Below are 24893 nucleotides of genomic sequence, written 5' to 3' on the forward strand. Positions count from 1 at the left end.
ATGTATGTTATTTTACAACCGCTGTTTCAAGTTCTCCGGGGTTGAATTTTTTATAAAAGATCTCGGTCACCTCTTCTGTTCCAAGCGGTGCGGTGCGAATATCACAACCCGAAAGACCTTGCTGGACTACTGCGACGCGTTGTTCGAGCTGCATGCGTGCTTCTTCAAATGAACGTGCTGAGTCCACAGGTATTGCTCCACTTGCATTCCCTTTTGCGTCCTTCTTTACACTTGATGCAAAAGGAACCACAACGAAGAAGCTCTTCGACATGATATTCGTACGATTAGTAAAATCGCGAATGAACGCAATATACTCATGCACTTGGATTTTCATTGCGTCGACAAGTTGCGCCTTTTCACGCTCCTCAAGGAGTCTTAGGTAGGGACGAATATCAAGACGTTTACTTTGAACAACGATTTGTATCGAGAAGTCGAGACTATTGAGAAAGTTTTGAAATTGGCCGAGAAGCGCAGTCTGTTCATCTGCGGATTTAAGTCCAAAATTAAGAGTTGAGGTGATGAGAATACGACGAAGCTCGCCATTTTCAAGCACGATAATACCATCGCGAATTTCGCGAATAGGAACAAAGTTTTGTGCTGGTTTTCCTGGAACTGCCATACGAATATTATAACATGCCCTCTGGGCGCCTAATAAAAACATACCCCTTGCAAGTGAAGGGGTATGTTTTTTACATATCAACTTTCCAGTTCAGTTCACCTAGTCTGCTTGAGCTTGGGGCAGAGGCCTCGGCTGCAGTGCTTTTTGTTGTCTTGTAGCGCGACATATCAACAACACGCTTTTTTTCTGCAGTCTTCTTCTGCGGGCGCCAGATGTAAAGTCTTGGTCTGATGTAGTAGAAGAATGCAGCAGCGACGATATTGATGAATGGGCGATTGTTATATTTGTAGAAAGCGAGTAGCCCACCGAAAGAAAGTAGCCCAATTGCTACAAGTACCCCTATGGCTGAGACGGGGATCGCAGTATACGCTACATAGGCAAGTGCAACTGTTCCCGCAATATAAAGAAACTGCTTTAGGGTCAGTGGTCCAACGATCTTGTCTTCAATGTCAATGAATTGTGGTACTTGGAATTGCATGGAGGTTTACTGCCTTTTTAATGAGGTAGTTTAGATGGGTTCACGATACGCATCTGCGCGCATGTTGCCGAGCTTCGCATTGAGCGGGGATTGGAGGGGTGCCTCGACAAGTGGGTGTGGAACCGGTGCTGCTGGAGGCTTTGGTGCTGCTTGAGGGAGTGGTACCTGCGCGAAGTGGGTAGTCATCGGAGACGGGACACTTCCTTCAAGAGGAACACTCTCCCTATACTGAATCGTTGCAGCAAGTTGTTCTGCTGGGGCCGGGTCTGCAGAGGGTGCGACTGTCATTTCAGGCTCACTCATTAACTGACTTTCTTCAATGATCTGTGTTTGGCGGGGCTTATGAGGTACTTTAAGCCTACGTGCGATTTTGCTATCCTCGATACGGTGCAGTGATGCGAGTTGTGGCTTTACGGCAGAAAAAATACGCTTATTGATCTCTAGGGCGAGATGGAGTGCCTCTTCTTGGTCAAGATAGAGCTCATCCATAAGGAATGGAATAAACTCCTTCGGTTCCATAACCCCAGAGAGGACACGAATGGTGGCACGTACAATTTCACCGCGCCAGCCTTCAGGAATCTCAAATTTATCGCTCACTTCGTCGATAACATAAATGACATCATCTGCTTCGATGAGGGCACGGAGCTCAACAGGGAGAGCACTCAGTCGCGAGAGTACTGGGTTCATGTGTATATTATAGCAAGAAATACGTTACTATTTGGCCTAAATACATTGACAAATTGCTTAATATATGGTATATTGTCAAAGGATATTTCCTTGGAGGATTTCATGAATCGCATGTTGCGTTTCGTATTTGGGCCCGTATTCTTTCTGTATTACATCTTCTCGACATACTCAAGTTACAAAAGATATGCAGGTGGCGGCGATTTGCGTGGGCAAGCGTTCGAGGTGGTGGGTACGGTATGGCTTGTCGCGGCCCTGCTGGTGTTCATCATCCTGCTGCGAAATTGCCTTGGGAAGACGGCATCTGCTCGGCCGAGCTATGTAAGTCTTATCACAAGTGCGCTTCTTGTATATTTTGCGACCAAATGGCTCGCCGGACTCTGGATCTGGATGTCGGTGCGTTCTACGGGGAGCCTCACTGGTTTCCTTGGAAACATTCCCCTCCTCTTTCTTTCATTTTTCTTGCTTTGTGTTGTTCCGGTATCCTTTGGGTTTTTCATCAAGGCACACGCAGCAACAAAAGAAAAGAAGGGTGCACCAAAGCCTCCAGAGTCTCCTCGCTATGTACGCGAGGAAATCGTGAAGACCAGGAGTGGCTTAAAGATGAAAAAGATAGTGAAAGCCTTCAAGGGTAAGACGGTTATCGACTATGAGCTTGCCTCGTAGTGCGACGCAGAATTAAAGCGGGCCTTTGGCCCGTTTTTTATATCAAAAAAACATCATAATGTGATGTTTTTTTGAACAAGAATTGATTATTTTTTCTTCTTCCCGCCTTTGCCAGAAAGAGCACTGAGAAGCTTCTCCTTCTGTTTTTTGTTTGTTGTGATACTGTCGATATCCGCAATCGCTTTTTCTGCTGCTGCCTCAATCGCACTATCTCCCCTATCAGACGCGCTTCTTACGTATGCTGCAAGCGCACCAGGATGGATGTTTCTTAATACGTCGGGATCGAAGACCACATTTGGAGTAAGTTCTTTGATCTCGCGTGCATCCATTGCCTTGATTGTTTCAGTGATTGCATTTTTATCTGCATCTGACCTACTTGCTCCTGCTGCGGGAAGAGATGCAGTCACGGACTGTGTGAGGTCTTCTTTGAAATCGATATTGAAACCACTTGTGCCCTTCACCGCACTATTTGCAAGATAGGTCTTTACTGCTTCGCTTCCAGTCTTTCTCAATTCTTTTGCCATGACATCGAGTTTATCAACTTGCTCTTTTGTATAAGCAGTTTGACTGAGAATTAATTTCTCTATTGCTCCAAGGTGTGCGGCGTTGAGTGCGTTGTTCTTTGCAAGGAGGTCAAGTGTTTCTACATCAAGGGTTGCAACATCATCAGTCTTTACGTTGCGTACTGCATCGATGAGTGCCTTCTGCTTCTCTTGCTGTTTCTCGATCTGCACAAGCTTTTCTTTTGCAACCTGTTTTGCTTCAGCGGTGGTAGCTCTATTGTATGCTTCCTGCGCATCCTTATGCGCATTCTTGTCATACTTTGCTGCTTCCTTAATGTGATCTTTGTTGTTAAGCAAGCCCTTTGATTCCTCTGTGCGAATCTGAGAGTTGATTTTGTCATTAATCTCCTTGAACTCTTTCTTGCCTCCCGTGTCACCAAAGATTTGTGTAAGCGCTTCTTTTTGCTTAACGGGATTATCCTTGAACTGTTTCTCGATTGCACCAACAACCGCCTTGCGTGCATCTTTACCTTCATCGCCCTCAAAGCGTGTTTTGCCCATGCCAAGTGTTGTCTGAAGCATTGCTGCTGCTGCGCGTGGATCATCTCCATAACGAGCAACGATATCTTTAACCAACTCTGCTTCACGTGCCTTGAGTGCATTCTCTGATGCAGCCTTGCCACCGCCTGCAACCTGCAGACCGCTTCCGAGTCCGGCAGCAACGCTACCAAGTTTACCTCCCTTTGCTGTGCCATAACTTGCGACACGAGCGCCTACAGCACCGACGCCAGCGAGACCACTGCCATCCTTTGCAAAGGTTCGTGATCCGGCTTTGCCTGCGCCCATGCCACCCATTTGACCTTCTGCGAATCCATATGCACGAGATGCGCGTACGTCGAATGAAGATTGCGCCGCCTTTTCTCCGCCGCGCACCAGAAGGTTTCCTGCGGTCTTACTTATGCCTCCTCTATTGATCATGTCTCTTGTGAATTGAGACTTCGAGAGTGCTCCACCTGCTGCTCCAATAGTGCTTCTTCCTGCCCAAGCAGCACCAGAAGAAATCTTCCCCATTGCGAGTCCGCTCAACTTTGAGCCATAGCTGGCTGCCTGACCTCCAACCGCTTTGGAGTATTTGAGCGCCATTACCATAAGCAAGGTAATGATGATGTAGTTGATGATGATGGAGAAGCTGCCTGATTCGGCAGTAAGCGCCTTTGCAAGTGAGGCGCCCGAGCCCTTCACTCCGAACATGTCTGAGGTGCGTACAAAGACCACCGTTACATAGGTGATGAGCAAGAATATGATTGGAAAGAGTGCTTGAGCCTGTAGTGCGTTGGTCCACTCTGACTTAATCTTATTGATTGCAGAAAAATTGAGTGTGTACGAGAGGAAATAGAGTGGCGAGGTTAGCATGAGAATCATCAAGATTCCAATGCGAACAATGAACATAAACGCAGACGCGAAGAAAATGAGTGTGGTAATCATCATGAATAGCGCTCCTCCGAGATAGATGATGACACGATTGAGTGGAGCAAGCTTCACACCATTTTGATCAAGTGCACTCTGTAGATTAAGACCATCTGCGAGTGCATGTGCGGGTCCATAGAGGATTTGTCCCGCACCTGACCCGGTTGTTGAGCTGGAGGTCGTGGTCGAAACTTTGTAGTAGAGACCACGTGCGACCATGTTTGATGCATCAATGACGACCTTCGTGAAAAAGAGGCTGAAATTGATAAGGAGTGCAGCGATGACGAGATTCTTAAGTGCTTTCTGTGTGCCACTCGTATCAATGTCAGAGAGACTGAGTAGTTGCTTGAACGCAATGGCGAGTACTGCGAAGATGAATGTGGAGTTAACGAGGTCACGTGCGAAGGTCCAGCCGATATTGATGAACTTCATTCCCGAGTAGGTACTTCCTCTTGTGGAGAAATCTATTGCGAAATCGAAGAGGTAGGCCGAGAGTGCGAAGACAAGGCCCACAACTTTGAATATAACCCATGCGAGCCCCGCAAGTATCTCACCTATTCCATCAAGGATGCCATCAGTAAGCCAGTTCGCTTCTGCGAGTGCGGGACTGACATGGTGTTGTTGTAAAACGATAGGAATCAAGAAAAGCGCAATCATGAGAGTCGCCAACGGAAAAAATCGCGCCGGTGTGCGCGCCTTTTCTAGTGTGGCTTGCATGAATTTACGTAGCATTTCCTCCATGAGAAAGATTCCCTTCCGTGGGCTTCTTTCCTTGTTATCTATTATAACAGAGATTGTGATTATTGTTCGCGGAATAATATATTCCTGTGGAGAAAAACCACGGCATTGCCGTGGTTTTATGGTGTCGTCGGTGTTGTTGTTGCAGTTGAGTCATCCTCAATGAATGTTCCGTTTCCATCAATCATTTCCTGGTTGAGCATCGTGCGATCATAGATCTTGAGCATTGCTCCTGTTGCCCAATCAACAGTTCCTGATTGAATGTCGAAGTAGCCATTCTGTATCGAATTGAAGAAATCGCCAATCAGCTTATTGATATCCTGATCAGGGACGAAGTCTTGAGTATTTACCTCTGAGAGTCCCTTATCGAAGATACTTGTTGATTGTGCCCCGTTCTTATCTGCTGCAGTCAAGTCACCCTCTGATTTTGCCTCAATAAATTGCTTGTCTTGCTGTCCAGCATATTCAGAGATGCGATCGCCAATGACCTTGGAAGCTGTGACAATCTTTGAGTAGCGAATATCACAGTTCGGATCATCAGGATCACACTTGCGGTCGGGGAGAATACCGCCACCTGCGATATAATCGGTCTTTGTCTGCTCCTTGATTTCGGCAAGTTGTCTCGATTGTGCATTTTGGAGGGCAAGGCGTGCACCAGGGCCAGTGTTCTGGTCGTTCAGCATTAAGTCCTGCCAAATCTTGAGCCCATCCTGCTGCCCCGAATTCATATCTTTGAGGTAGGTGTTGTAGTCTGATTCCTTCGCAAATAAGCCATTTTCTGGATCAGTAGGGTCTGTGAGCGTACAGCTTACTTGTTCGCCAAGTGCATCAAGTGGATCGACTGCTTCCTGGTGGCCAGCCTGCAAGAGAGCACGTGCGGCATCGTATTTTGCAGGTGCACATATTTGGAGTGAGTCTGGTGCATCAGACTTTCCAAGAATTCGTTGCTGCAAGGTGCGTGTGCGTGATTCTGCGAGTGAGTTCGCGTATTGTGTGGGTTGTCCACCAATAAGTGAGAAGTTCTCTTCTGAGATCACATTGCCTTCACTGTCCTTGATGGTGCGTGAGAGGCCCTGTTGTGCTATTTCAAGATTTGCCTTCGCAATGATACCCGAAGTACGCTGTGCAAGGCTTGTCGCCTGTGCGGACTCAATGTAATCTCGAAGCATGCTGTGGATCTGAAGGTTGAGCGCAAGCTTATTTTGCTCAACGAGCTCTTGGAGGAGACAGGAGAGCGAGGTGGAGTTGTTGACTTGAACAGTACTGTAGTCCCCTGCTGATTCGTCGATGACACCCTTCGTGTAGAGAACGTTCCATGCACTGTTTTCATCCAGTCCTGTGGCGGTATTACTGCTTGTAATGGGGCGTAGTGAACAGCCTTTTAGGGTTGGGTCCTCATTATCAGGGTCTGCGGGATCAATCATTTTACCACCAGCACTAAATGGATTTTTGCCCGGGAGAAAGAGCTCCGCGGTCTCTCCGGGTGCCGGATTGAGCGAGAGAAGTGCGCGGAGTGATCCTTGCTCGTCGTCGTGGATCAGTTTTTCAAACTTAGTCGCATAGGCATCGAATGCAGCCTTTTGACTAGCGGTATTTTGCTGAATCGAGGCAAGTGTTGCTCCCGCAGCACCATCAACAACGGGCACATAAAGTCCGAGCGCTTCTGCCTTTTCCGGAGCTCCATATGCAAAAACCAAGCCGAGAAGCAAGGTCGAAAAAAGTATTGAATGTGCGCGTGTACGCATACGTACAGTATACCACATGAGAATAAATACGATTCACCTTGCTGTGCATAGGTGAATCGTATTCATTAGCGATTTAAGCTTGTATTGATTTTGTTGATCTGCTTCTGGCACAATGCGATTTGTCGGTTCGTTTGATCTTGAAGATTCTTGAGATAGCGCTGTCGTGCTTTGATTTTTGCATCGATGGTTTTTTCGAGATTCTTGTAACGCGTCAGGATTTTCTCTAGATGCTTGATGCGTTGAATAGTGCCACCCCTAGTGAGCAAGAGCACTGTCTTGCGCAAGCCCATTGCTACCGTCTTGAGCGAAGCAGTGTCAAGCGATAGACTCATTGATGAGTAGATATTCGCTATCGCAAGGCCATCACTAACAATATCATCGGTGAGTACGAATGCGGACTCAATGACGAATTCATAGTCCTCGACGAGCTGGTCGAACATCGCAGTAATTTCATTCACTGATTTTTCTACCATAAGCGCAACCCCATCCAAGTTATTCGCCATCATGTCGAGCGTGTTTGCAGTACAAAGGAGTGAGCGGGTGAGATTATCTCCAGGACTGATGTCACGCACATAAGGCTTAATGGTCATTTCACCACGATAGGTACCCTTCGTGCCATAGTAGATTGCAGTGATTTTATAGATATTTGGCTCGAGCGCTGTACTCCCCTTCCCTGTGCGGAATGAATAGTAGGGGTAGTTTGACTCAGGGTTTACCAACTCGTCGTTGACACGCCACTCGATAGTTGCCTCATCTGCAATTTCTCCGCGCGGAATTACTAGGGAGAGAATGACGCGCTGGAATGCTGCAGGGTATGAGGGGGAAGAGCGAATGACAAGTGGCTTTGGTTCCTGCGCAAGTGCCTTCATTGGGAATGCAAAAGCAATTGGCGCTATCGTAAGCGAGGTGGTGATGAGGAATGTGATAAGTCTTTTCATAGATGTATATTGCTATTTTGCTTTCGTGCTTGTTGCTGTGGTTGCTTGTCCTGCCCAGCGGAAGTAGTAGCCTGGTTCGCTTGCAAGAAAGGTGATGTCCTTGTCATGGAGCACATTTACGATCCCCGCGTAACCCCTGATGATTGGAAGCGTTTGTGCAAGATATGTTTGCCAACCCGCTCCTCCAATAACTGGGTTCGAGAAGAGTTTTGTGGTGAGGTAGAGTGAGCGACTCATGACGTCGTACCCATTTACAATATTGAGGTGATGCTCTGCAAATATCGAAGGTGTGGGGAGTTTGAGGAGGTCATTTGTGAAATTGCGATATGCAATTGCGGAGAGCTCAAGTCGTTGTAAGTCGCTCTGCTTCTTTGTTTCAAGCGCTTTCTTCAAGATGTCCGCTTCTGCTTCGACGTCCTTGCTTGTGTATATTTGAATAATCTTCCCGAAATCATTTGCATAGGTACGTAATGTTTCTGGAGAATTGTCAGAAATGACGGCAAGGTCGCTCAGGGTGCGCCGAGGTTGTACTTGGCTCGCATCGAAACTTTTCACGAGGTCTTGCACTGTGCTCGAGCGGATCTTTTCCACTTCTTTCGAAAGAAACTCCGAATAGAATTTTTTCTTTGCTTCGTCGACATCAGTTGTCGTTGCGTTTCCGAGTGACAGTACATACAAGATATCATCAGGGCCTTTTTTGGTAGGGTTATGTCCCGTGCGTACTTCTGCTCCGTCTTGTACACCATCACCATCGGTATCAGGGTTCGTGGGATCGGTGCCATATACTGCCTCTTCCCAATCAGGGAGCCCATCATTATCAGTATCAGTTTCTTGTTGCATCAGTGCGGTGGCAGGGGCTGCTTCATCAATCTTGCCACTTGGCTTACCTGAATCTTTTGAGGGGAGCATGTAGATACCAACACCCACGATTCCTGCGGCCACAAAAGTGCTCAAAACGAGTGGAGAAGAGAGGTGCGTGCGTATGCGCTCAATCATAGGTACAATTATAACATGTATGACTGGAGGTTGTAGTGGTTTTGTGTCCCCGCGTTACTTGTGCTGTTTCCCCGCGCACTGCAATGGAGTATAATAGATCTATGCGAAACACTACATACGCAATGATTTTTTTGATAGCAATCATGGTGGGAATCATGACCTCTCCCTTGGTGGGCGATGCGGCTTGTGCTCCAATTTCTCGTACACTACGTGTGGGAATGCAGGGTGAAGATGTGCGCGCACTTCAAAAGTTTCTAAATGATGATGTCGACTCTATGATTGCCACAACAGGTGTGGGGTCACCTGGAAATGAGTCCACGGTATTCGGGCCTGCAACATTGCGTGCCGTAATGAAATTTCAAGCAGCAAATAAGGAGCAGATCCTTATTCCTGCTGGAGTGACGGAACCTACGGGTATTATCGGAAAGATGATGCGTGGCGTGGTCAATCAGTACCTTTGTGCTAATCCAAGTCTTGGAGTTGAGGGTGCAGAAGTAAGTACCTCATCAAGTAAAACGAGTAGTGATCCACTCGATACCCCACAGAACAGGAAGAGAATTGCTGAGCTTCAAGCACGCTCTGATGCGATTTTTGCAGAAAATGACAAGAAACTTACAGACGCACTCCAATCAATAAAGCAGCGTTATGCTGTTATTGACGCAAAAATGACAGAAGCCACAAAAGCAATCGATAAGGTACACAAGATGGAAGAAGTGTTTAATGCACTCAGTGATCCTTCAACGGCGATTGTTCCTGGAGTGAAAGGAGGAGTGTTTGGTCTCGCGGATCCACTCCAAATAAGTGTTATCGTTCCTAGTGTTGCATATAGGGGTGATCGCATTGGTATTATTGGTTCAGGATTCCTTGAGAACAATAAGCTTCATATTGCAGATAAGGTGATTGACATGGAAATGCCAAATAAGGAGGGTACGGTATCCTTTGCTCGCCTTCCCGCAGATCTTCCAATGGGGCGTAATACGGCATTTGTAGAAAATAGTAAGGGGAAGAGCGATCCTGTACCGTTTTTCATAGCCGAAAAACAGACTGCAGCACCAGTTATTTCGAGTTTTACTCCTGCGGCTACAGGAATAGGAAAGACAGTTACTCTTAGGGGGACGAATTTCCTTGCAAAGAATGATATCTATACTTCCCTTGGTGTGATAAACAATGTTTCTTCATCTGATGGTACAACACTGACGTTCACTGTGCAGGCAGAGCCGGCTCTTGTTGGCACTGATGGAAAGCTTATCGATAAGCTTCCATACACTGTGCTTGTCGGAAATGATAGAGGGCTCTCAGGGGTCGTGCAAATCCCTATGGAATGATATTGGGACACCACACATACTTGTGTGGTGTTTTTATTTCACTGAGCCTATTGTGTTATAATTGCAGCATGAAATATTCCGCATTTATCATCGGACTTTTATTCCCTGTATTCGCTTTTGCGAGCTGTACAGACTTTCCTCGTGATATGAAGGCAGGCATGAAGGGGTCGGATGTCTTTGCACTCCAGCGCATACTTAATAATGATGTACGCACATTAGTCGCAAAGACTGGTCCTGGTTCTCCGGGATATGAGCAAGATGTTTTTAATGATAAGACAACCATTGCACTCAAGGCATTTCAAGAGTTTTATGGATTAACGAGTGCAATCCCGGGAGTTGCTGACGTGCCTACGCGCATCAAGCTTTCTCGATTATCGTGTGAGATCGATGTCGCTCCACCCCAGCCAGTTGTCGCGACGAGCACAAAACTTGGCTCAGGTATTTGTGCTGCAATCACACTCGCGCCACTACCAAGGCCAAAAGTCGTTTTGGAGCAGCCTATTACCATGAAGGTGCGCAGGGGGGAGACTTTTTCCCTCTTCGGAAAAAACTTCACTGAGAATAATACGATTGATGTTGATGGAAAAAGTCTCTGTTTGAAATCAAGCAGTGACGGTGGTCGTCGTATTGATATTATGATTCCTCGCGATGCTGCGCTCGGAAGTCAGTATATTCGCGTGACTAATAAATATGGTGTCAGTAATTTGATCAAGGTGCAGATTCTTGAGGCTGCTGACAGTGCGCGAGGGACAAGTGAGTGTCTCAATATCACCCGAACACTCGTTGAGGGTAGTAAGGGTAAAGACGTACTTGCACTGCAAAAGTTCCTTAATAGTGATTCACGCACGCAGATTGATGTGGAAGGTTCGGAGAGTATTGGAAAAGAGACAGAAGTTTTTAGCGCAAAGACGAAGATGGGCGTCAAGCTATTTCAGAAGCTTTACGCGGCAGATATCTTGAGACCAGCGGGGCTTGTGCAACCGAACGGTGTGATAGGTGCGCTTGCGCGAAAGAAGATTAGCGCGCTTACCGATTGTCCAGTAGAGGTTACACTTCCACCGTCAAAGGAGAGGCCGGTGCTCACTGGTGTGTCCCCTGCTACTGCTTCTGCGGGTGATCAGATTATCATTCGTGGAAATAATTTTGCATCGCAGAATACGGTGCTCTTTGGAGGAAAGGTGTTTGGTCCATATGCAAGCACAGAGGGAAAAACGATTATACTTACTCTTTCTTCAAAGGTACCTGCAGGCAAACAGGATATCAAAGTGAAGACGAGTGCGGGAACAAGTAACGCAGTTGGATTTACGGTCACTACTTCAAACAGTAAGGCTCCAAAGATCATAACGATTGATCCACTCCGTGCAAAACCAGGAGCTTCGATTCGTATTACTGGTTCTGGATTTACTGATGCAGGAAATGAGGTGACGAGCGTGGATGGAAGTATTGCGGTCAAGGGTATCGCCGCAAGCGCAGCGGGGACCGTACTCAGTTTCCAGGTTCCCACGTCAGCTACCGTAGGTACACAAGTTATCAGGGTAGTTAATAGTAATGGACAGAGTAATACACGCACCTTCTCGATTGAAGTTGAGAAAGTTATTCCTCCTCCGACGATTGACGCACTCACTCCCCCAATCACGAAGCAGGGTGGCACAGTGATGATTGAAGGTCACAACTTCTTTGAACCTGTTACGGTTTATATCGACAAGGTCCCCCTTGCGAGCGCTCAAAGAGCCGGTGGTAGTACACGTATCGTGCTTACGGTGCCACCACTTACGGCTACGGGGACGCATCAGGTAAGTGTAAGTACTGATAAGGGAGAGAGCAATCCTAAGCAGCTCGAAGTACTCGACATAAATTCAGATATGCCAGTAATCGAACGCATTGATCCCGCTTCTGGTCCCCTTGGTACAGCAATAACAATAACCGGACGTAACTTCAAGCAATCGAATTTTGTAAATCTTGATGGTGCGTTTTCTGGAAATGCTCCTTCAGGCGGTGATGGAACTCTTTCGACATTCACTTTGCGCTTTGGCACCACTGGTGCACACATGCTTACACTGACAAATATTGCAGGACAAAGTAATGCAGTTCCGTTTACAATTACTGAAAAGGAAGAAGTCGCGTTGCCACCAGTTATAAACACAATTCTTCCTGAAACGACGATTGCAGCGGGAACCTTCCAGTTGTTTGGTAGTAATTTCGGCTCAAAAGCAACGGTGCATATTGGTTCCATGACACTTCCAGAGTCGGTTACGACATCAAGTGGTGTCATATCCGTGAATACTCCAACAAGCTTAACTCCAGGCACCTACCAAGTGTGGATCGTAAATACAGGAGGAACAAGCAATAAGGTTAATCTCACAATCACGACGAGTGGTGGCGGTGGAGGTGGTGGTGGCGGTGGTGGAGGAGGTGGCTATGATCCACGCCGAAAGCCAGTCATCTACAGTCTTAATCCAAACAAGGTTGATCGCGTAAAATGCCTTGCAAGCGGAGGAATACGCTTCACGATAAATGGAACGAACTTCTCTACTTCATCAGTAAATGTCATTAAGGCCGGCCTTGGCGGAGAGCAGCAGATGGTGTCCCCAAATGGTTCAACGTTGTATTTCCAAGCAGGCGACTTCAAGGACGCAATTCCATGTATCAAGCCCTCGATGAAACCGACGGATGATCTCGATGTTTATGTTTACGTACAAAATATGTATGGTACCAGTGAGGGAAAGATCTTTACCGTAAAAGGTCTCGATCCCCTCTCGTCACCATTCTAAGGTAATGAAAAACTGCCCCATCTATGGAGCAGTTTTTCATTGATGCTATAATACGTTACATGAATACACGATATGGAATTTACTTAGGAGCGTTAGTGTTGTCTGGGGTGCTTCCAATTGTTGCCAGTGCTGCGTGCATTCCTTTGATAGGGACGCTACAGTTAGGCACAAAGAGCGAGGAAGTGCGCATGCTTCAGCAGTTTCTCAATACACGCGCTTCAACAACGGTTGCGTACATAGGGAGTGGCTCTATAGGTAATGAGACAAATTACTTTGGTCCAGCAACAAAAAATGCAGTAGTAAAATTTCAGACAATATTTGCAAATGAGGTGCTCGTTCCTGCAGGGCTTTCAGAGGCGACCGGTATTGTCGGAAAGTTTTCTCGTGAGGAAATAAATAAGCAGCTCTGTGCGCAGGGGGGTGTGAAGCCAGTAACAACAACTACGGTTACCCAAAAGGCTGCACAAGAAAATTTTGCAAAAGAGATCGCATTACGTTCGGAGGCATTGGCTGAAAAGATTAATGCACTCCGTCTGAGTGTAGCTACAAACATTGCAAAAACACAAAGCTCCTTTGCGGGAACAACACTTGTTCCTCAATCAAGTATTACCCCACCCGCACTAGACTCATCGAGTAAGGATCTCCCTCTCCAGATATTCACCATTGACCCCTTTATTGCTAAGATCGGCGATAGGGTCACAATCAAAGGGACGGGAATCGTTGCGGGCACAAGTGTACGCATTGGCGGTACTGCTTATCCACTCACGATAGTGAGTGATGGAAGTGCTGCGACATTTGAGATAAAGACAGGGTTTCCTCTTGGAAAGTACTATGCAACTCTCGAAAATAGTGGAAAGAAAAGCAATGATCGCGTGTTTGTGGTTGTGGCAGATACAACAAAAATTCCTGTGATTGAAGGCATTTCTCCCGATACAGGAAATATCGGTACGACCATTACTCTTACGGGTCAAAATTTTGCCGCAAAGAATGATATCTTCACCTCAATCGGTACGATATATGATGTACGTTCATCGGATGGAAAAACACTAAGCTTCCCTGTTACTGCAGATACGACATATCTTAATAACAATGGGAAAATAATCCCATACCTTGCGTATTTCGTTGCCGTCGTCAACGAGAATGGAATCTCTGGGTTTAAAGAGTTTAAAATACGATAATTATGAAAAAAACAATTGCACTCACGCTTGGTCTTGCCATGCTCGCACTGCTTCCCTCTGTTGCAGCAGCAACGACTGGTCTCATCCCTTTTGGGGGAAATGTGATGTGGACGATTCCTTGTACGTGCAGTGGAAATGTCCTTGTGTATGTAGGGCCACCAAACTTTGGGAGCTTCATGTATCAGCCGACGATTCCAGGGATTCCCGCAGGTACCGATGTGTTTATGAATTATCTTCCAATGAAAGTTGGTTCATATGTCCTCGGCCTTGCTGAGCCAGCGCCAATGACTTGTCTTGTGTATGCTGGGGTCTCCTGTGTAACGGCGGGTGCGGGAGGAATGATGCTTACCGTGGGGACATCACTCTAATTATAAAAAACACACCTCAGTTGAAGTGTGTTTTTTATAATTGTTCGATTTCACGAGCAAGCATTATCCAGTCTGCGAGCTTAAGATCTTCAGCGCGTACCTTTTCATTGATTCCGCAGCGTTCAAATATAAGTTGGAGCCGAGTTCGGTCTACCTTGAGAACATTCACGAGGTTTGTGAGGAGCATTTTGCGGCGACTTGCAAGGCCGGCATGGGTCAACATAAAGAATGTTTTCTCCGAGAAGCCCGAAATATTTTTGCGCGAGATGTCCTCAATAGCAATAATGGATGAATCAACTTTTGGTGGAGGGAGGAAAGCTCCTTTGGGAACCTTTGCAACAATGCGTGGTTTGCCATAAAGCATGGCCGCAAGTGCAAGGTTTCCATATTTTCCATCACGTCCCACAAGCTGCTCTGCGACTTCCTTTTGTATGAGATAGACCATGAGGGTTGGCTGTCGTACGGGCGGAGTCGTCTCGAGAAACATGCGGAACAATAGGCCGGTAATGTAGTATGGAATATTTGCGATGAGTTTGTAGGGTTTGTTTCCGATGTGTGATTTTCCGAAAAGTACACGCAATAGTTCTGGATTACGAACATCCCCTTCAAGTAATTGGAATCGCCCCTCCCCTTCCTCTTTCTTGAACCGTTCATGGAGGATAGGAATGCAACGTTGGTCCATCTCTATGGCAATGATATGTGCACCAGTCGACAGAAGTGCCTCGGTGAGGACTCCTTCACCAGGTCCGATTTCGAGAATGACATCCCCTGGGACAATGTGACCCGCTTCAACAATCTCCCTAATTGCTTTATCAGAACGGAGAAAGTGTTGGCCTAGGGTTTTCTTTGCTTCGATACTCATGGGATTACTCTAACACAAATTATCATATTGCATATAAAAATAGAGATACCATTTATCATGGGATCTCTATTCTTATCTTATCGACAAATGAACTCGGGATTGTTGTTGCTGAGTGATGATTCCGTAATTGCCACCATGTTACGCACAGGGAGTTCCTTCCAATATGCCAGCTGAGGACCCTTGGGGTTCGTGGTGTAACAATAGTAGCGGTAGGCATAGGTTCCCGCAGGTGCATTGTCACCCGTCATGTTGTTGATCGGGTCAACGGGAACTTTTTGCATAAAGGGACTCGTGCCCGTTGAGAGGAATGAGAGAAAGTCTCCCTGGGAACTGTAGTCCCACCCACCAGCATTTGAGAACGTAGTGCTTGATGCTATGCCGCAAGATGAACCATTGGTGATTGGTAAGCAGCCATAGGTGTCGTAATACAAATTGAGTGCGGTGTAGATTTGACGAATATCTGCTGCGCGGCGCGCATCACGACTTTTTGATTTTGTTGAAACTAATGTCGCGAGTACGATCGACGAGAGCAGTGCGATTATAGCGATGACTACAAGTAGTTCAATGAGTGTAAAACCAGCGCGTTTTTTCATGGTGATATTGTATCGTATTTACCACTGAAATACATCATCATCGAAAGGATCATCAAGGAGGCTGAACTTACGTTTTGGCTGTTCGAGCTTCGGCGGTGTTTCTCGCTCGATGAGTGACTCGTCGATATCGTCGAGAAATTCACTTGGAAGGGTGTAGTTGCGACTGCCGAAGATGGTGCGCATTGCTGCATGAGAAAGAAAGACTTTTTTTGCAGCGCGGGTGAGTGCTACATAAAAGAGACGGCGCTCCTCTTCTTGTGCTTCGGGTGAATCATGTTCACGCATCTTGTTTGAAGGGAAGAGATCTTGCTCCATGCCCGTCACAAATACATAATCGAACTCAAGCCCCTTGCTTGCATGGACGGTCATGAGGCGTACCGCATCGGCGTTACTCATGCGATCCTGATCGCTTTCGAGCGCAAGGTCTTCGAGGTACTGGGTGATCCCCTCTGTGCCATCAAAGATATCATAGCGCTTTGCGACGGTGACCAATTCAAGTACGTTGCCAAGTCGTTCTATATCTTCATCATCACCTGTTTTGAGCATATTTCCTATTCCACTTTCCTCGATGACAGTCATCAATAGTTGTGAGGGTTTTTGTACGAGTGCAGCCGCGCGAATACGCTCAAGGATGTCATAGAATTTTTTCACCTTGACCTGCATTGCATTGCTTAAGAGGTGCACTTCATTTGAAAGGACTTTTTCGAGTGTTTTTTCACCGATGCCACGTGCGGGGACATTGATGATGCGTGTGAGGTCGAGTTTGTTCTCGGGGTTAAGCGCAGCGCGTAGGTACGCAAGCGCATCCTTCACCTCCTTGCGATCGTAGAAGCGAGTGCCGAGGACTTGATAGGGGATGCCTGCGAATAGCATTGCTTCTTCAAGTACACGACTCTGTACGTTCGTGCGATAGAGGATAGCGATATCGCTTGCCTTGATACCGCTCCCCATAAGAGCAGCTATTTTTTGTGCAATGCGACGAGCCTCATCGATTTCATCAAATCCTTCGATAATCGTCAGCTTCTCACCCTCATTGTTCTCTGTGAAAAGTACTTTGTCTTTTCGAAGCTCATTCTTTTCGATTACACTATTTGCCGCTTGCAAAATATTCTTTGTTGAACGGTAATTTTGCTCAAGGAGGATAACCTGTGCATTGGGATAGTCTTTTTCAAAATCCAAAATATTAGCAATCGACGCCCCTCTCCAGCTATAGATTGATTGATCGGAGTCCCCCACCACACAAATATTACGTCGCTCTCCTGCGAGGAGCTGTGTGAGTGTATATTGCACCGCATTCGTATCTTGGTATTCGTCGACGTGGATATACTGCCATTTTCTATTGTAGTACGCACGGATTTCGGGATGTGTCTGCAGGAGACGTACGGTCTTCTCGAGGAGGTCGTCAAAATCGAGCGCATTCGCTTTGCGTAGTGATTGCTCGTAGAGCTTCATCGTGCGCTCATAAAGCTGTCCCCGGAAATGATCACGCACGGTGGCCGCAATAGTTTCTGCTGTGCCCATGTTCCCCTTATGCCTACTGATAGCTCCGAGAATCTTTGCGGGGTCATGCTCCTTCGGGTCGAGACTTTGCGCTTTTAGGGCCTCTTTGATGAGTTTCTTCGCATCATCTTGGTCGATGATTGTTGCCCCTTTTGCGATTCCAATCGCGGTTCCATGCTCTCTCAGGATGGCGATGCCAAGAGCATGAAAAGTGCTGACCCAGGGGATATTTGCTCCACGGTTAAAAGTGGGTACATGCTCTCTGCCAAGCATTTGGAGGACACGCTCGCGCATTTCTTTAGCTGCTTTGTTGGTGAACGTGATCGCGAGAATGGCATCTGGTGCCACGCCTTTTTCAATGAGATGTCCGATGCGATGAGTGATCGTCTTCGTTTTGCCGGCTCCTGCTCCTGCAACGATAAGCACCGGCCCCTCAGTGGCGAGGACCGCTTTTTGCTGTTGTGGGTTAAGTCCCTGCTGCATCTTATCCATTACGACATATATTCGCATAGTATGGCAAGTTTGTCGAAAATGGCTTTATAAAGCCGTTATTCTCTGGAACATTCGGAGTTATGCACTTTTCCATTATACGGCTCATATGAGCCATTTCATCGGCAGTGTTCAATTAATATGGCTTAACATAGCCATTTTTTACTCACTTTTCGAGTCCAAAAGTCATTGACTGAACGTGTGGCCTAGGATACCCTTATATAACTGACGCAGTTTTTGTTGTCTGAGAAATACCCTCTCCAATGAAATTGCTCCTACCGACCGAATGCCCCCGACTGCACGATTTAACTCAATGGCTTATTCTATCAAAGAACACAAAAATACACATCGGAAATGTATCTATCCGAAGTGTTATATTCTTCGCTCTCCCTCTTAGTTTGGCTCTTCTCATCGCACCTGTAGCACACGCAGGCATTCTCGACGAACTCGTCAAGAAGGTTTTTGCGACTTCTTCTGTGGGTGATCATAAATTTACAGCACAGAGCGTCCCTTTGCTCACTGCTGCAGTTGGTCAGACTGGAGCGGTGGAAGACTATATGATTTCAGATGAAGGAGCGCTGCTTGCCGCATCGGGTCCAGGCGGAGCCGCAGCTGAGCTCACTGATCTTCAAGTTGAGACCGCCGCTGGTGCTATTAGCACTTACGTTGTTGAGGATAATGATACGATTTCTTCTATTGCAGAGAAGTATGGTATTTCTGTGAATACAATTTACTGGGCTAATGGGCTCAATCGTAAAAGCAAGCTGAAGATTGGTCAAACATTGGTGATTCTTCCTATTACTAGTGTCCAGCACAAGGTGGTAAAGGGTGATACGATCTCAAAAATTGCAAAACGCTATAATGGCGATGCGGATGAAATCATTGCGTACAATGGCCTCGAGGATGGAACACTTACCGCAGGTGAGACAATCATCATTCCTGATGGAGAAATGCCTGCTGCGCCGCTCCCTGCAAAGGTAGCAAGTCGTATAAAGAGCAATCTCGATAGTGGTCCAGATATGGCAGGGTATTATATTCTTCCTGTGCTTGGCTGCAGAAGGTCTCAGGGAATCCATGGACATAATGGCGTTGACCTTGCATGTCCGATTGGTACTCCATTGCGTGCAGCAGCTCCTGGTACTGTCATCGTCGCAAATACGAGTGGATGGGGTGGTGGTTATGGTAAGTATGTCGTCATCAAGCATGCAAATGGTACACAAACCGTCTATGGACATATGTCGAGCGTGAGTGTTCGCCCTGGTGAAACAGTTGGCCGTGGTGAGTCTATTGGTGCGACGGGAAATTCTGGAAAATCGACGGGCCCTCATCTACACTTTGAGGTGCGTGGCGCACGTAATCCATTTTAAAAAACAATCACATTGTGATTGTTTTTTTATTTAAGGGAGATCGCTGATGCGTTCAATAGTGACCCATGTGTCAAATCCTGATGATCCAAGATTTGTTGTGCCTCCGCGCCAAATCGTGACACCCACTGCAAGTGTATCTCCTGCAGCTAGGTCGAGTGTATTTGCGCCCGTTAGGGTTACTCCCGCTGTCCCTGACATAACGACATAGTATGAGTTCAGGCGCCTATAGTCTGCACCATTTTTCATTGTATTCAGCCATATACTTGCCCCTGCATTTCCCCAGGCATACGCTGCTGTTGCGATTGCCGCACTAATGCGATAGATGCCACTCGTTGGTGCGGTGAATTTCCAGTTTGATCCGGTGGTCACCGTGTTGAGTGTGTCTGATACTTTTGAGTTGTAGTTAACAATGACGGGCACCCCATGGGTTGTTGCTTGCCCCAGCGTGCCTATGTAGTGTACGTAGACTGGTGAAGAAGTTTGGCCACCACCTGCGTTCACCCACTGTGTCCCATTACAGTATTGCATCGCATGCGCATTGTAATTGTAGCGCATGGTACCTTCTCCCCCCGCTTGCCCTGCTGCACATGTCGTAACAACATCACTTCCTCCTGCACGCACTCCACCTGCAACGTCTAGTGTTGTTCCGGGAGTCATTGTGCCAATACCTAATCGCTGGTTGAGAATGTCCCAGAATAAATTATTTGTTCCAGATATATGTGTTGCGTCGGTGTAATAGGAGACTTGGCCATTTGATGCAGTTTGCGCAAATACTATTGATGGGCCCGAGAAGATACTCCCTCCGAACTGATCTGCCACTGCGGTTGAAGTTGAACTTCCCTGTGCAACGCTTGATCCAACGCCGAAGATATAGTTGAAACCGAGTGATGATGCCGTGTTCCCATCGCACCCCGCACGAACGGTATTTTCGGGATGCTTCAAGCTGTCCTGTTCAACCTTGAGAAATACGTTGAATTGCTTACCATCGTCACAAAGTCCGACGTAGTAGTTGTCATCCTGAAAGACCTGATCAAAAAGGCTTCCCGATGAGTAGACCCCCTCGCCCTTTAGCGCAGAGACGAGCGATGTTGCATAGTCAGCCGTTCCTGACTTTGTTGCGAGTCCGCCACCACTGCTTTGATATCCCGCACCCGATACTTTGTATGTGCCCTTTGCGGATTCATGTTCTTCGAGCGCGATGCTGAGTTGTCTTGCATTCGCTATTCGCGAGGCGTCACGCGCCCGCTTGCGCGCTTCAACAGCCGATGAAAATACAGCGCTTGAGATGAGGGATACGATTGAAATGACAACGAGTAATTCAATAAGAGTGAACCCATTACTAAGTTTATTCACTAGTGATACTTTCATTTGTATAGTATAGCACAAATTAGCAATGCACCCCTAGTCCTGATGTCTACGTGAATATAACAAAACCCCTCAAGGGGGTTTTGTTATTTAGAATGCAGCTATATGTATGATTGCGTAGAGTGTTGCTGCGCCAAGTACAGTCATGATAGTGGTCAGCATCTTTGGGTGGTTGTGATGTGATTCTGGAATCAGATCCGATGCACCGATATAGAGGAAGAATCCCGAGAAAAGTGCGAGTAAAAGCCCAAGCGCACTTTCGGGGACCGTAACGAAGTAGGCAATGAAAATTCCAAGTGATGGAGTCAATGCATCTACGGCAAGCCAGCGTAGCGCTTTCTTGCGCGTACCACCATTTTTGATCACCATGGAGACAGTGTTGATACCATCAGAGAAATCATGTGCAAGAACGGCGAGTGCGACTACTGCACCGACCGCAGGTGAGACTTTGAGCGCAAGTCCGATGCCGAGTCCGTCGAGCATGCTGTGCACCGATAGGCTGCCTGCCCCGAAGTGACCCCGTCCATGACTGTGGGTATGACCCTCTTCTGCTTCGTGTGAATGTAGGCTGATTGTTCGATCGATGATGAGGTACGTCAGAAATCCGATTGCAATGTAGAGCGCAATGTGCTCTGTGGTATACGCAGCACCTGCGAGGTCAAATGATTCAGGAATAAGATCAAAGAATGCAACACCGATAACTGCTCCAGCTGCGAAGCCTAAGATGAGGTGGAGGCGATCGCGCATATGGAGCGCGAAGAGTCCTCCTATTGTGGTGGCTATTGCTGTAGCGATAGCAAGGTAAATTGGAAGCATAATTTTAAGAGTAGCAGAAACACCTATTCTCTGCAATAAAGTGTTAAAGTTGCTCAAATTTTGGCCTGTAAGAGAGTGCCTCAAGAATATGTTTTTCCTCAATGTTTTCTGTACATTCAAGATCGGCGATTGTACGTGCAAGGCGAATAGTACGATGAAGTGCACGCCCTGAAAGATTAAGCCTCAGCGCAGATTGAGCAAGTAGCGCACGGCAGCTCGAGGAGAGCGGTGCGTAATCTGTGAGATCAGCCCCACGGAGGTGCGCATTTCTGCAGCCTTCTCCTTGGCGTCGTTCTGCATGTTGGTGTGCCCGTTTTACTTTATCGCGAAGTTCTGCAAGGATTCCTTTGTCCACAGTGGTTTCATTGAGCAATTCTTCGTGATTAACTCGCGGAACTTCGATCCACATGTCTATGCGATCGACGATTGGACCAGAGAGTTTGCGCCGGTATCGCGCAAGGTGACTTGGTTGGCAAGTACAGAGCCGCTTTGTGTCCCCAGCAAATCCACACGGGCATGGATTCATCGCAGCAACAAGTATGAAGCGCGTTGGGTATTGTGCGACCCCTTTTGCACGTGCGATACGTACATATCCTTCTTCGAGTGGTTCGCGTAAGGCTTCAATGATTGCATTATTAAATTCAGGAAATTCATCAAGAAAAAGTACACCATTATGCGCAAGCGTGATTTCCCCTGGTCGCAACTGAGGGCCACCTCCGATAATGGCAACTGCTGATGCAGTATGGTGCGGCGAGCGAAATGGCGGAAATGCAATATATGAATTGCGAAGCGTGCCCGCAAGCGAATGGATCATTGTTGTCTCAAGAGCTTTTTCTTTGGAGAGTTGCGGAAGAAGTTCAATGACTGCGCGCGCGAGTAGTGTTTTTCCTGTCCCTGGTGGGCCATAGAGTGCTATGTTATGGCCGCCCGCTGCTGCGATGAGTAATCCACGCTTTGCAGTTTCTTGTCCCTTAATATCAATATAACTTTCACCAAGAGGGCGCTCTTCTTCGAGTGTGGTCGGTGTCGTGGCAATAAGTTCTCTCCTGGCGGGATTGTCTTTCATGGCAAGGTGGCGGGCAATCTCATCTAGTGTGTGTGCTCCGTAGACAGTAACGTCTTGGACAAGTGCTGCCTCCCCCTCATTTTCTTTAGGAACGAATAGCTCGGTAATTCCTAGGCGTGCTGCGGAGTGCGCAGCAGCGAGTGCACCACGAATTGGCCTGATAGTGCCATCAAGGCCAAGTTCACCAATAAATGCCATATTGTTTGTGTCGCCACGAATAGTTTTTGTACTTTTGAGTACTCCAATAGCAATAGGCAGATCGAATGCTGGTCCATGTTTTGGTAATTCTGCGGGCGCGAGTGAAATCGTCATATTTCCAATCACGCCTAGGGTGTTGAAATGGCGTGTATTGCGGAGTGCCGAGAGCACACGCTCTTTTGACTCAGCAACGGCTTTGTCCCCCAGCCCGACGATATTAAAGTGAAATTCTTTTCCGTGATTATCAACGTCTACTTGTACGAGGTGCGCTCCACCCGCATCTACTTGAAATGAAGAAGTGCGTGAAAAACTCATAGAAGAGAGGATGATTCGTTGACTGATTGCGTGTGTAATATACACGTGCGCGCAGCAGGGTTCGCTTCGAGTCGCGCGAGTGGAATTTCTTCCCCACAAAATACACAACTCCCATAGGTCCCCTCACTGAGGGAGAGTAGTGCGGCATGAATCTCCTGGTAGCGTTTTTCAAGTTCCGCCTCAAGCATTACTCGTGACGAGAAGTTCTCGATCTGGGAGGCGCGGTCAGCCTCATCACCTTGCTCGATGTGCTCTTCATCGGTACTTGCGTCGAAGTCGTATTGGTCATCAGGGTGGACATGTCCAAGGCTGAGCAGTGTATTGCGCAGGCGCATGCGTTCGTCGAGTAGTAGTCTCTTTTGCTTACTATAGTCTCTAATCATACTAGTATACTAACGTATACTTACAATCGAGCAATGCAGTATGTGGGGACAAGATGTGCATAAAAAATGACCGTTATGAGCGGTCATTTTCGAGAGCAGCACCAAAGCTTTCTTTGTCACTTGCAACGATGAGCAGGTCACCTTTCATTCCCCAAATTAGAATCGGTTCATTGCTACTTGTGGTAATAGCACGTGCGTCCACTCCTTCGATTTTTCTGGAGACAAAACGAATTTTCGAGAGCATACGCACTTCGCTAATGCTCATTGTGGGGTGCGCAAGATTCATCATTGTTGTGACCAGTAGCGACTCATGCTGGAGCATTGCGGCATAGGTAGCGTCACTACTCGGCGTGGAAATCACGATTGTTCCATGGACAGATGCGTCACGCATCACGAAGTATCGCTGTTCTTTGAGTAGGTGTCCAAGGCTTGGGGGAAGTTCTGATCCCAAAAAATGTGTAAACAATGTTTCTCCAGAAATTTCTGTATGGTTTCTTTCGAATATGATTTCTCTCGTTACTCGTTCACCAAAGTCCGAAGAAAGAATGATATTTTTGAGTGAAGGAAGATCGTTTGCTGGAGAGGTGAGCTCATGATGAACGGCGCCTTTTTGTGGTATCAGTCGAGGGAGAGGAATTGCGCGGAGTGCACTTTCGCCGACGCTTGCAACCTTTGTGCCAAGTTTTCCAGCGTATGTTCCGTAGTTGATACGGAGCACCGGGGCTCCGATAAGCGCGTAGAGTCCTACGCCAAAAGTCGTTGCGAAAATGAGCAACGCAATTCTGAAGATTTTCGACATGGCATCGTGCTCGTGCATGATCTCGTTACTGTCATTATGAGGGATAGCATATATTGCGTCAATGCTTCTTTGTTACTTGAGAAATTCCTAAATATACGATAAAATGGCGCCAGTTCAGTTCTTTTTGGAGCACCGCATGCGCGAAGCGCTGTTTTTTCTTTCACTCACGATGCTTGTGACTCTTTATGGTGTACTCGGATATCGATGGGGAGTGCTCGTTGCACTTACACTTCTTGTGTCCTCATTCTGGATATTGATCATACAAAGCAGGAGAACATTTTTCAATTTCGGTACAATGCTACTGGTCTGCCTTATTCTGTATAAGGGAGTTTCGGGCGCAGCGCTTTCAAGGCACATGCTCGTCTCTGTGACGATAGCGACGATAACACTTGTGCTTGCCTATAGTGGTACGAGTAGCGATGTGGATATCGCACCTACGTTTGCAGTATTTGTTGCAATCATGCTCTTTCTGCATACGTTTCTGCATCTTGCAATTCCTCTTAAGTTTTGCTTTGGAGCAATTATATTTCTTACGATCGCATCAGTGGTCGACGATTGGAACGCGAGGCGTCGTCTGCCTGAACTGGAAGATGAGGTGCCATGCAGGTCAGAATAAATATTACGGATCATTGATCCGTTTTTTATTATGAAAAACACGCTCGCG

The 24893-nt window shown here is 47.0% G+C and carries 22 protein-coding genes; 7 read left to right on the top strand and 15 right to left on the bottom strand.

All coding sequences use genetic code 11. From position 1 onward, the window contains the following. Nucleotides 1–7 precede the first annotated feature (7 nt). From VJ579_01830 to VJ579_01840, 3 genes are all read right to left on the bottom strand, one after another. Nucleotides 8–619, bottom strand: coding sequence for a hypothetical protein (locus tag VJ579_01830; GenBank protein ID HXK37783.1), 612 nt, complete (start codon nucleotides 617–619; stop codon nucleotides 8–10). A gap of 70 nt (nucleotides 620–689) precedes the next feature. After that, nucleotides 690–1097: a PrgI family protein gene (locus tag VJ579_01835; GenBank protein ID HXK37784.1), complete on the bottom strand. Its 408-nt coding sequence runs from the start codon at nucleotides 1095–1097 to the stop codon at nucleotides 690–692. 30 nt (nucleotides 1098–1127) lie between these two features. Then, nucleotides 1128–1784 carry a hypothetical protein gene (locus VJ579_01840; protein ID HXK37785.1) on the bottom strand — a complete coding sequence of 219 codons (657 nt, stop codon included), beginning with the start codon at nucleotides 1782–1784 and terminating at the stop codon, nucleotides 1128–1130. A gap of 102 nt (nucleotides 1785–1886) precedes the next feature. On the opposite strand from VJ579_01840, the gene VJ579_01845 reads away from it, so the two are divergent. Further along, nucleotides 1887–2447 (top strand): hypothetical protein, encoded by a 561-nt coding sequence (locus tag VJ579_01845; protein ID HXK37786.1) that lies wholly within the window; start codon nucleotides 1887–1889, stop codon nucleotides 2445–2447. A gap of 86 nt (nucleotides 2448–2533) precedes the next feature. On the opposite strand, the gene VJ579_01850 is transcribed toward VJ579_01845, so the two are convergent. The 4 genes from VJ579_01850 to VJ579_01865 all read right to left on the bottom strand — a co-directional run bounded on the left by VJ579_01850 (nucleotide 2534) and on the right by VJ579_01865 (nucleotide 8834). Next, a complete protein-coding gene (locus tag VJ579_01850) occupies nucleotides 2534–5134 on the bottom strand; it encodes a hypothetical protein (protein ID HXK37787.1) in 2601 nt (866 codons plus the stop codon). 140 nt (nucleotides 5135–5274) lie between these two features. Continuing rightward, nucleotides 5275–6900: a hypothetical protein gene (locus VJ579_01855; GenBank protein ID HXK37788.1), complete on the bottom strand. Its 1626-nt coding sequence runs from the start codon at nucleotides 6898–6900 to the stop codon at nucleotides 5275–5277. Between the two features lie 65 nt (nucleotides 6901–6965). Further along, nucleotides 6966–7838: a hypothetical protein gene (locus VJ579_01860; GenBank protein HXK37789.1), complete on the bottom strand. Its 873-nt coding sequence runs from the start codon at nucleotides 7836–7838 to the stop codon at nucleotides 6966–6968. 12 nt (nucleotides 7839–7850) lie between these two features. Continuing rightward, entirely contained in the window at nucleotides 7851–8834 is a 984-nt protein-coding gene (locus tag VJ579_01865) for a hypothetical protein (GenBank protein HXK37790.1), read from the bottom strand. A gap of 101 nt (nucleotides 8835–8935) precedes the next feature. Here VJ579_01865 and VJ579_01870 point away from each other — a divergent pair, with 101 nt between their 5' ends. The 4 genes from VJ579_01870 to VJ579_01885 all read left to right on the top strand — a co-directional run bounded on the left by VJ579_01870 (nucleotide 8936) and on the right by VJ579_01885 (nucleotide 14476). Then, complete coding sequence (locus VJ579_01870) at nucleotides 8936–10159, top strand: IPT/TIG domain-containing protein (GenBank protein HXK37791.1); 1224 nt, start codon at nucleotides 8936–8938, stop codon at nucleotides 10157–10159. A 68-nt stretch (nucleotides 10160–10227) separates the two neighbouring features. Then, complete coding sequence (locus VJ579_01875; protein ID HXK37792.1) at nucleotides 10228–12930, top strand: IPT/TIG domain-containing protein; 2703 nt, start codon at nucleotides 10228–10230, stop codon at nucleotides 12928–12930. A 59-nt stretch (nucleotides 12931–12989) separates the two neighbouring features. Beyond that, nucleotides 12990–14108 carry an IPT/TIG domain-containing protein gene (locus VJ579_01880; GenBank protein ID HXK37793.1) on the top strand — a complete coding sequence of 373 codons (1119 nt, stop codon included), beginning with the start codon at nucleotides 12990–12992 and terminating at the stop codon, nucleotides 14106–14108. 2 nt (nucleotides 14109–14110) lie between these two features. Further along, nucleotides 14111–14476: a hypothetical protein gene (locus VJ579_01885; protein HXK37794.1), complete on the top strand. Its 366-nt coding sequence runs from the start codon at nucleotides 14111–14113 to the stop codon at nucleotides 14474–14476. 34 nt (nucleotides 14477–14510) lie between these two features. On the opposite strand, the gene rsmA is transcribed toward VJ579_01885, so the two are convergent. The 3 genes from rsmA to VJ579_01900 all read right to left on the bottom strand — a co-directional run bounded on the left by rsmA (nucleotide 14511) and on the right by VJ579_01900 (nucleotide 17923). Next, a complete protein-coding gene (gene rsmA / locus VJ579_01890) occupies nucleotides 14511–15338 on the bottom strand; it encodes a 16S rRNA (adenine(1518)-N(6)/adenine(1519)-N(6))-dimethyltransferase RsmA (GenBank protein HXK37795.1) in 828 nt (275 codons plus the stop codon). A gap of 77 nt (nucleotides 15339–15415) precedes the next feature. Further along, nucleotides 15416–15931 carry a type II secretion system protein gene (locus tag VJ579_01895; protein ID HXK37796.1) on the bottom strand — a complete coding sequence of 172 codons (516 nt, stop codon included), beginning with the start codon at nucleotides 15929–15931 and terminating at the stop codon, nucleotides 15416–15418. 18 nt (nucleotides 15932–15949) lie between these two features. Continuing rightward, nucleotides 15950–17923 (bottom strand): UvrD-helicase domain-containing protein, encoded by a 1974-nt coding sequence (locus tag VJ579_01900; GenBank protein ID HXK37797.1) that lies wholly within the window; start codon nucleotides 17921–17923, stop codon nucleotides 15950–15952. A gap of 395 nt (nucleotides 17924–18318) precedes the next feature. Between VJ579_01900 and VJ579_01905 the strand changes: the two genes are divergently transcribed. After that, nucleotides 18319–19287 (top strand): M23 family metallopeptidase, encoded by a 969-nt coding sequence (locus tag VJ579_01905; protein ID HXK37798.1) that lies wholly within the window; start codon nucleotides 18319–18321, stop codon nucleotides 19285–19287. Between the two features lie 30 nt (nucleotides 19288–19317). On the opposite strand, the gene VJ579_01910 is transcribed toward VJ579_01905, so the two are convergent. The 5 genes from VJ579_01910 to VJ579_01930 all read right to left on the bottom strand — a co-directional run bounded on the left by VJ579_01910 (nucleotide 19318) and on the right by VJ579_01930 (nucleotide 24247). Then, nucleotides 19318–20655, bottom strand: a complete 1338-nt coding sequence (locus VJ579_01910) for a type II secretion system protein (GenBank protein HXK37799.1) — start codon at nucleotides 20653–20655, stop codon at nucleotides 19318–19320. A gap of 87 nt (nucleotides 20656–20742) precedes the next feature. Then, nucleotides 20743–21468, bottom strand: a complete 726-nt coding sequence (locus VJ579_01915) for a ZIP family metal transporter (GenBank protein ID HXK37800.1) — start codon at nucleotides 21466–21468, stop codon at nucleotides 20743–20745. A 43-nt stretch (nucleotides 21469–21511) separates the two neighbouring features. Continuing rightward, the gene (locus VJ579_01920; protein HXK37801.1) at nucleotides 21512–23047 is read right to left on the bottom strand and encodes a YifB family Mg chelatase-like AAA ATPase; all 1536 of its coding nucleotides are present in this window, start codon (nucleotides 23045–23047) and stop codon (nucleotides 21512–21514) included. Next, complete coding sequence (locus tag VJ579_01925; GenBank protein HXK37802.1) at nucleotides 23044–23430, bottom strand: TraR/DksA family transcriptional regulator; 387 nt, start codon at nucleotides 23428–23430, stop codon at nucleotides 23044–23046. The genes VJ579_01920 and VJ579_01925 overlap by 4 nt, the downstream gene beginning before the upstream one ends. A 73-nt stretch (nucleotides 23431–23503) precedes the next feature. Then, nucleotides 23504–24247 (bottom strand): hypothetical protein, encoded by a 744-nt coding sequence (locus VJ579_01930; GenBank protein HXK37803.1) that lies wholly within the window; start codon nucleotides 24245–24247, stop codon nucleotides 23504–23506. Between the two features lie 118 nt (nucleotides 24248–24365). Here VJ579_01930 and VJ579_01935 point away from each other — a divergent pair, with 118 nt between their 5' ends. Next, nucleotides 24366–24845, top strand: a complete 480-nt coding sequence (locus VJ579_01935) for a hypothetical protein (GenBank protein ID HXK37804.1) — start codon at nucleotides 24366–24368, stop codon at nucleotides 24843–24845. The last annotated feature ends 48 nt before the right edge of the window (nucleotides 24846–24893 follow it).

It is taken from the genome of Candidatus Paceibacterota bacterium (genome assembly GCA_035583355.1).
Classification (GTDB): domain Bacteria; phylum Patescibacteriota; class Minisyncoccia; order Phycocordibacterales; family UBA6899; genus JAJZQJ01.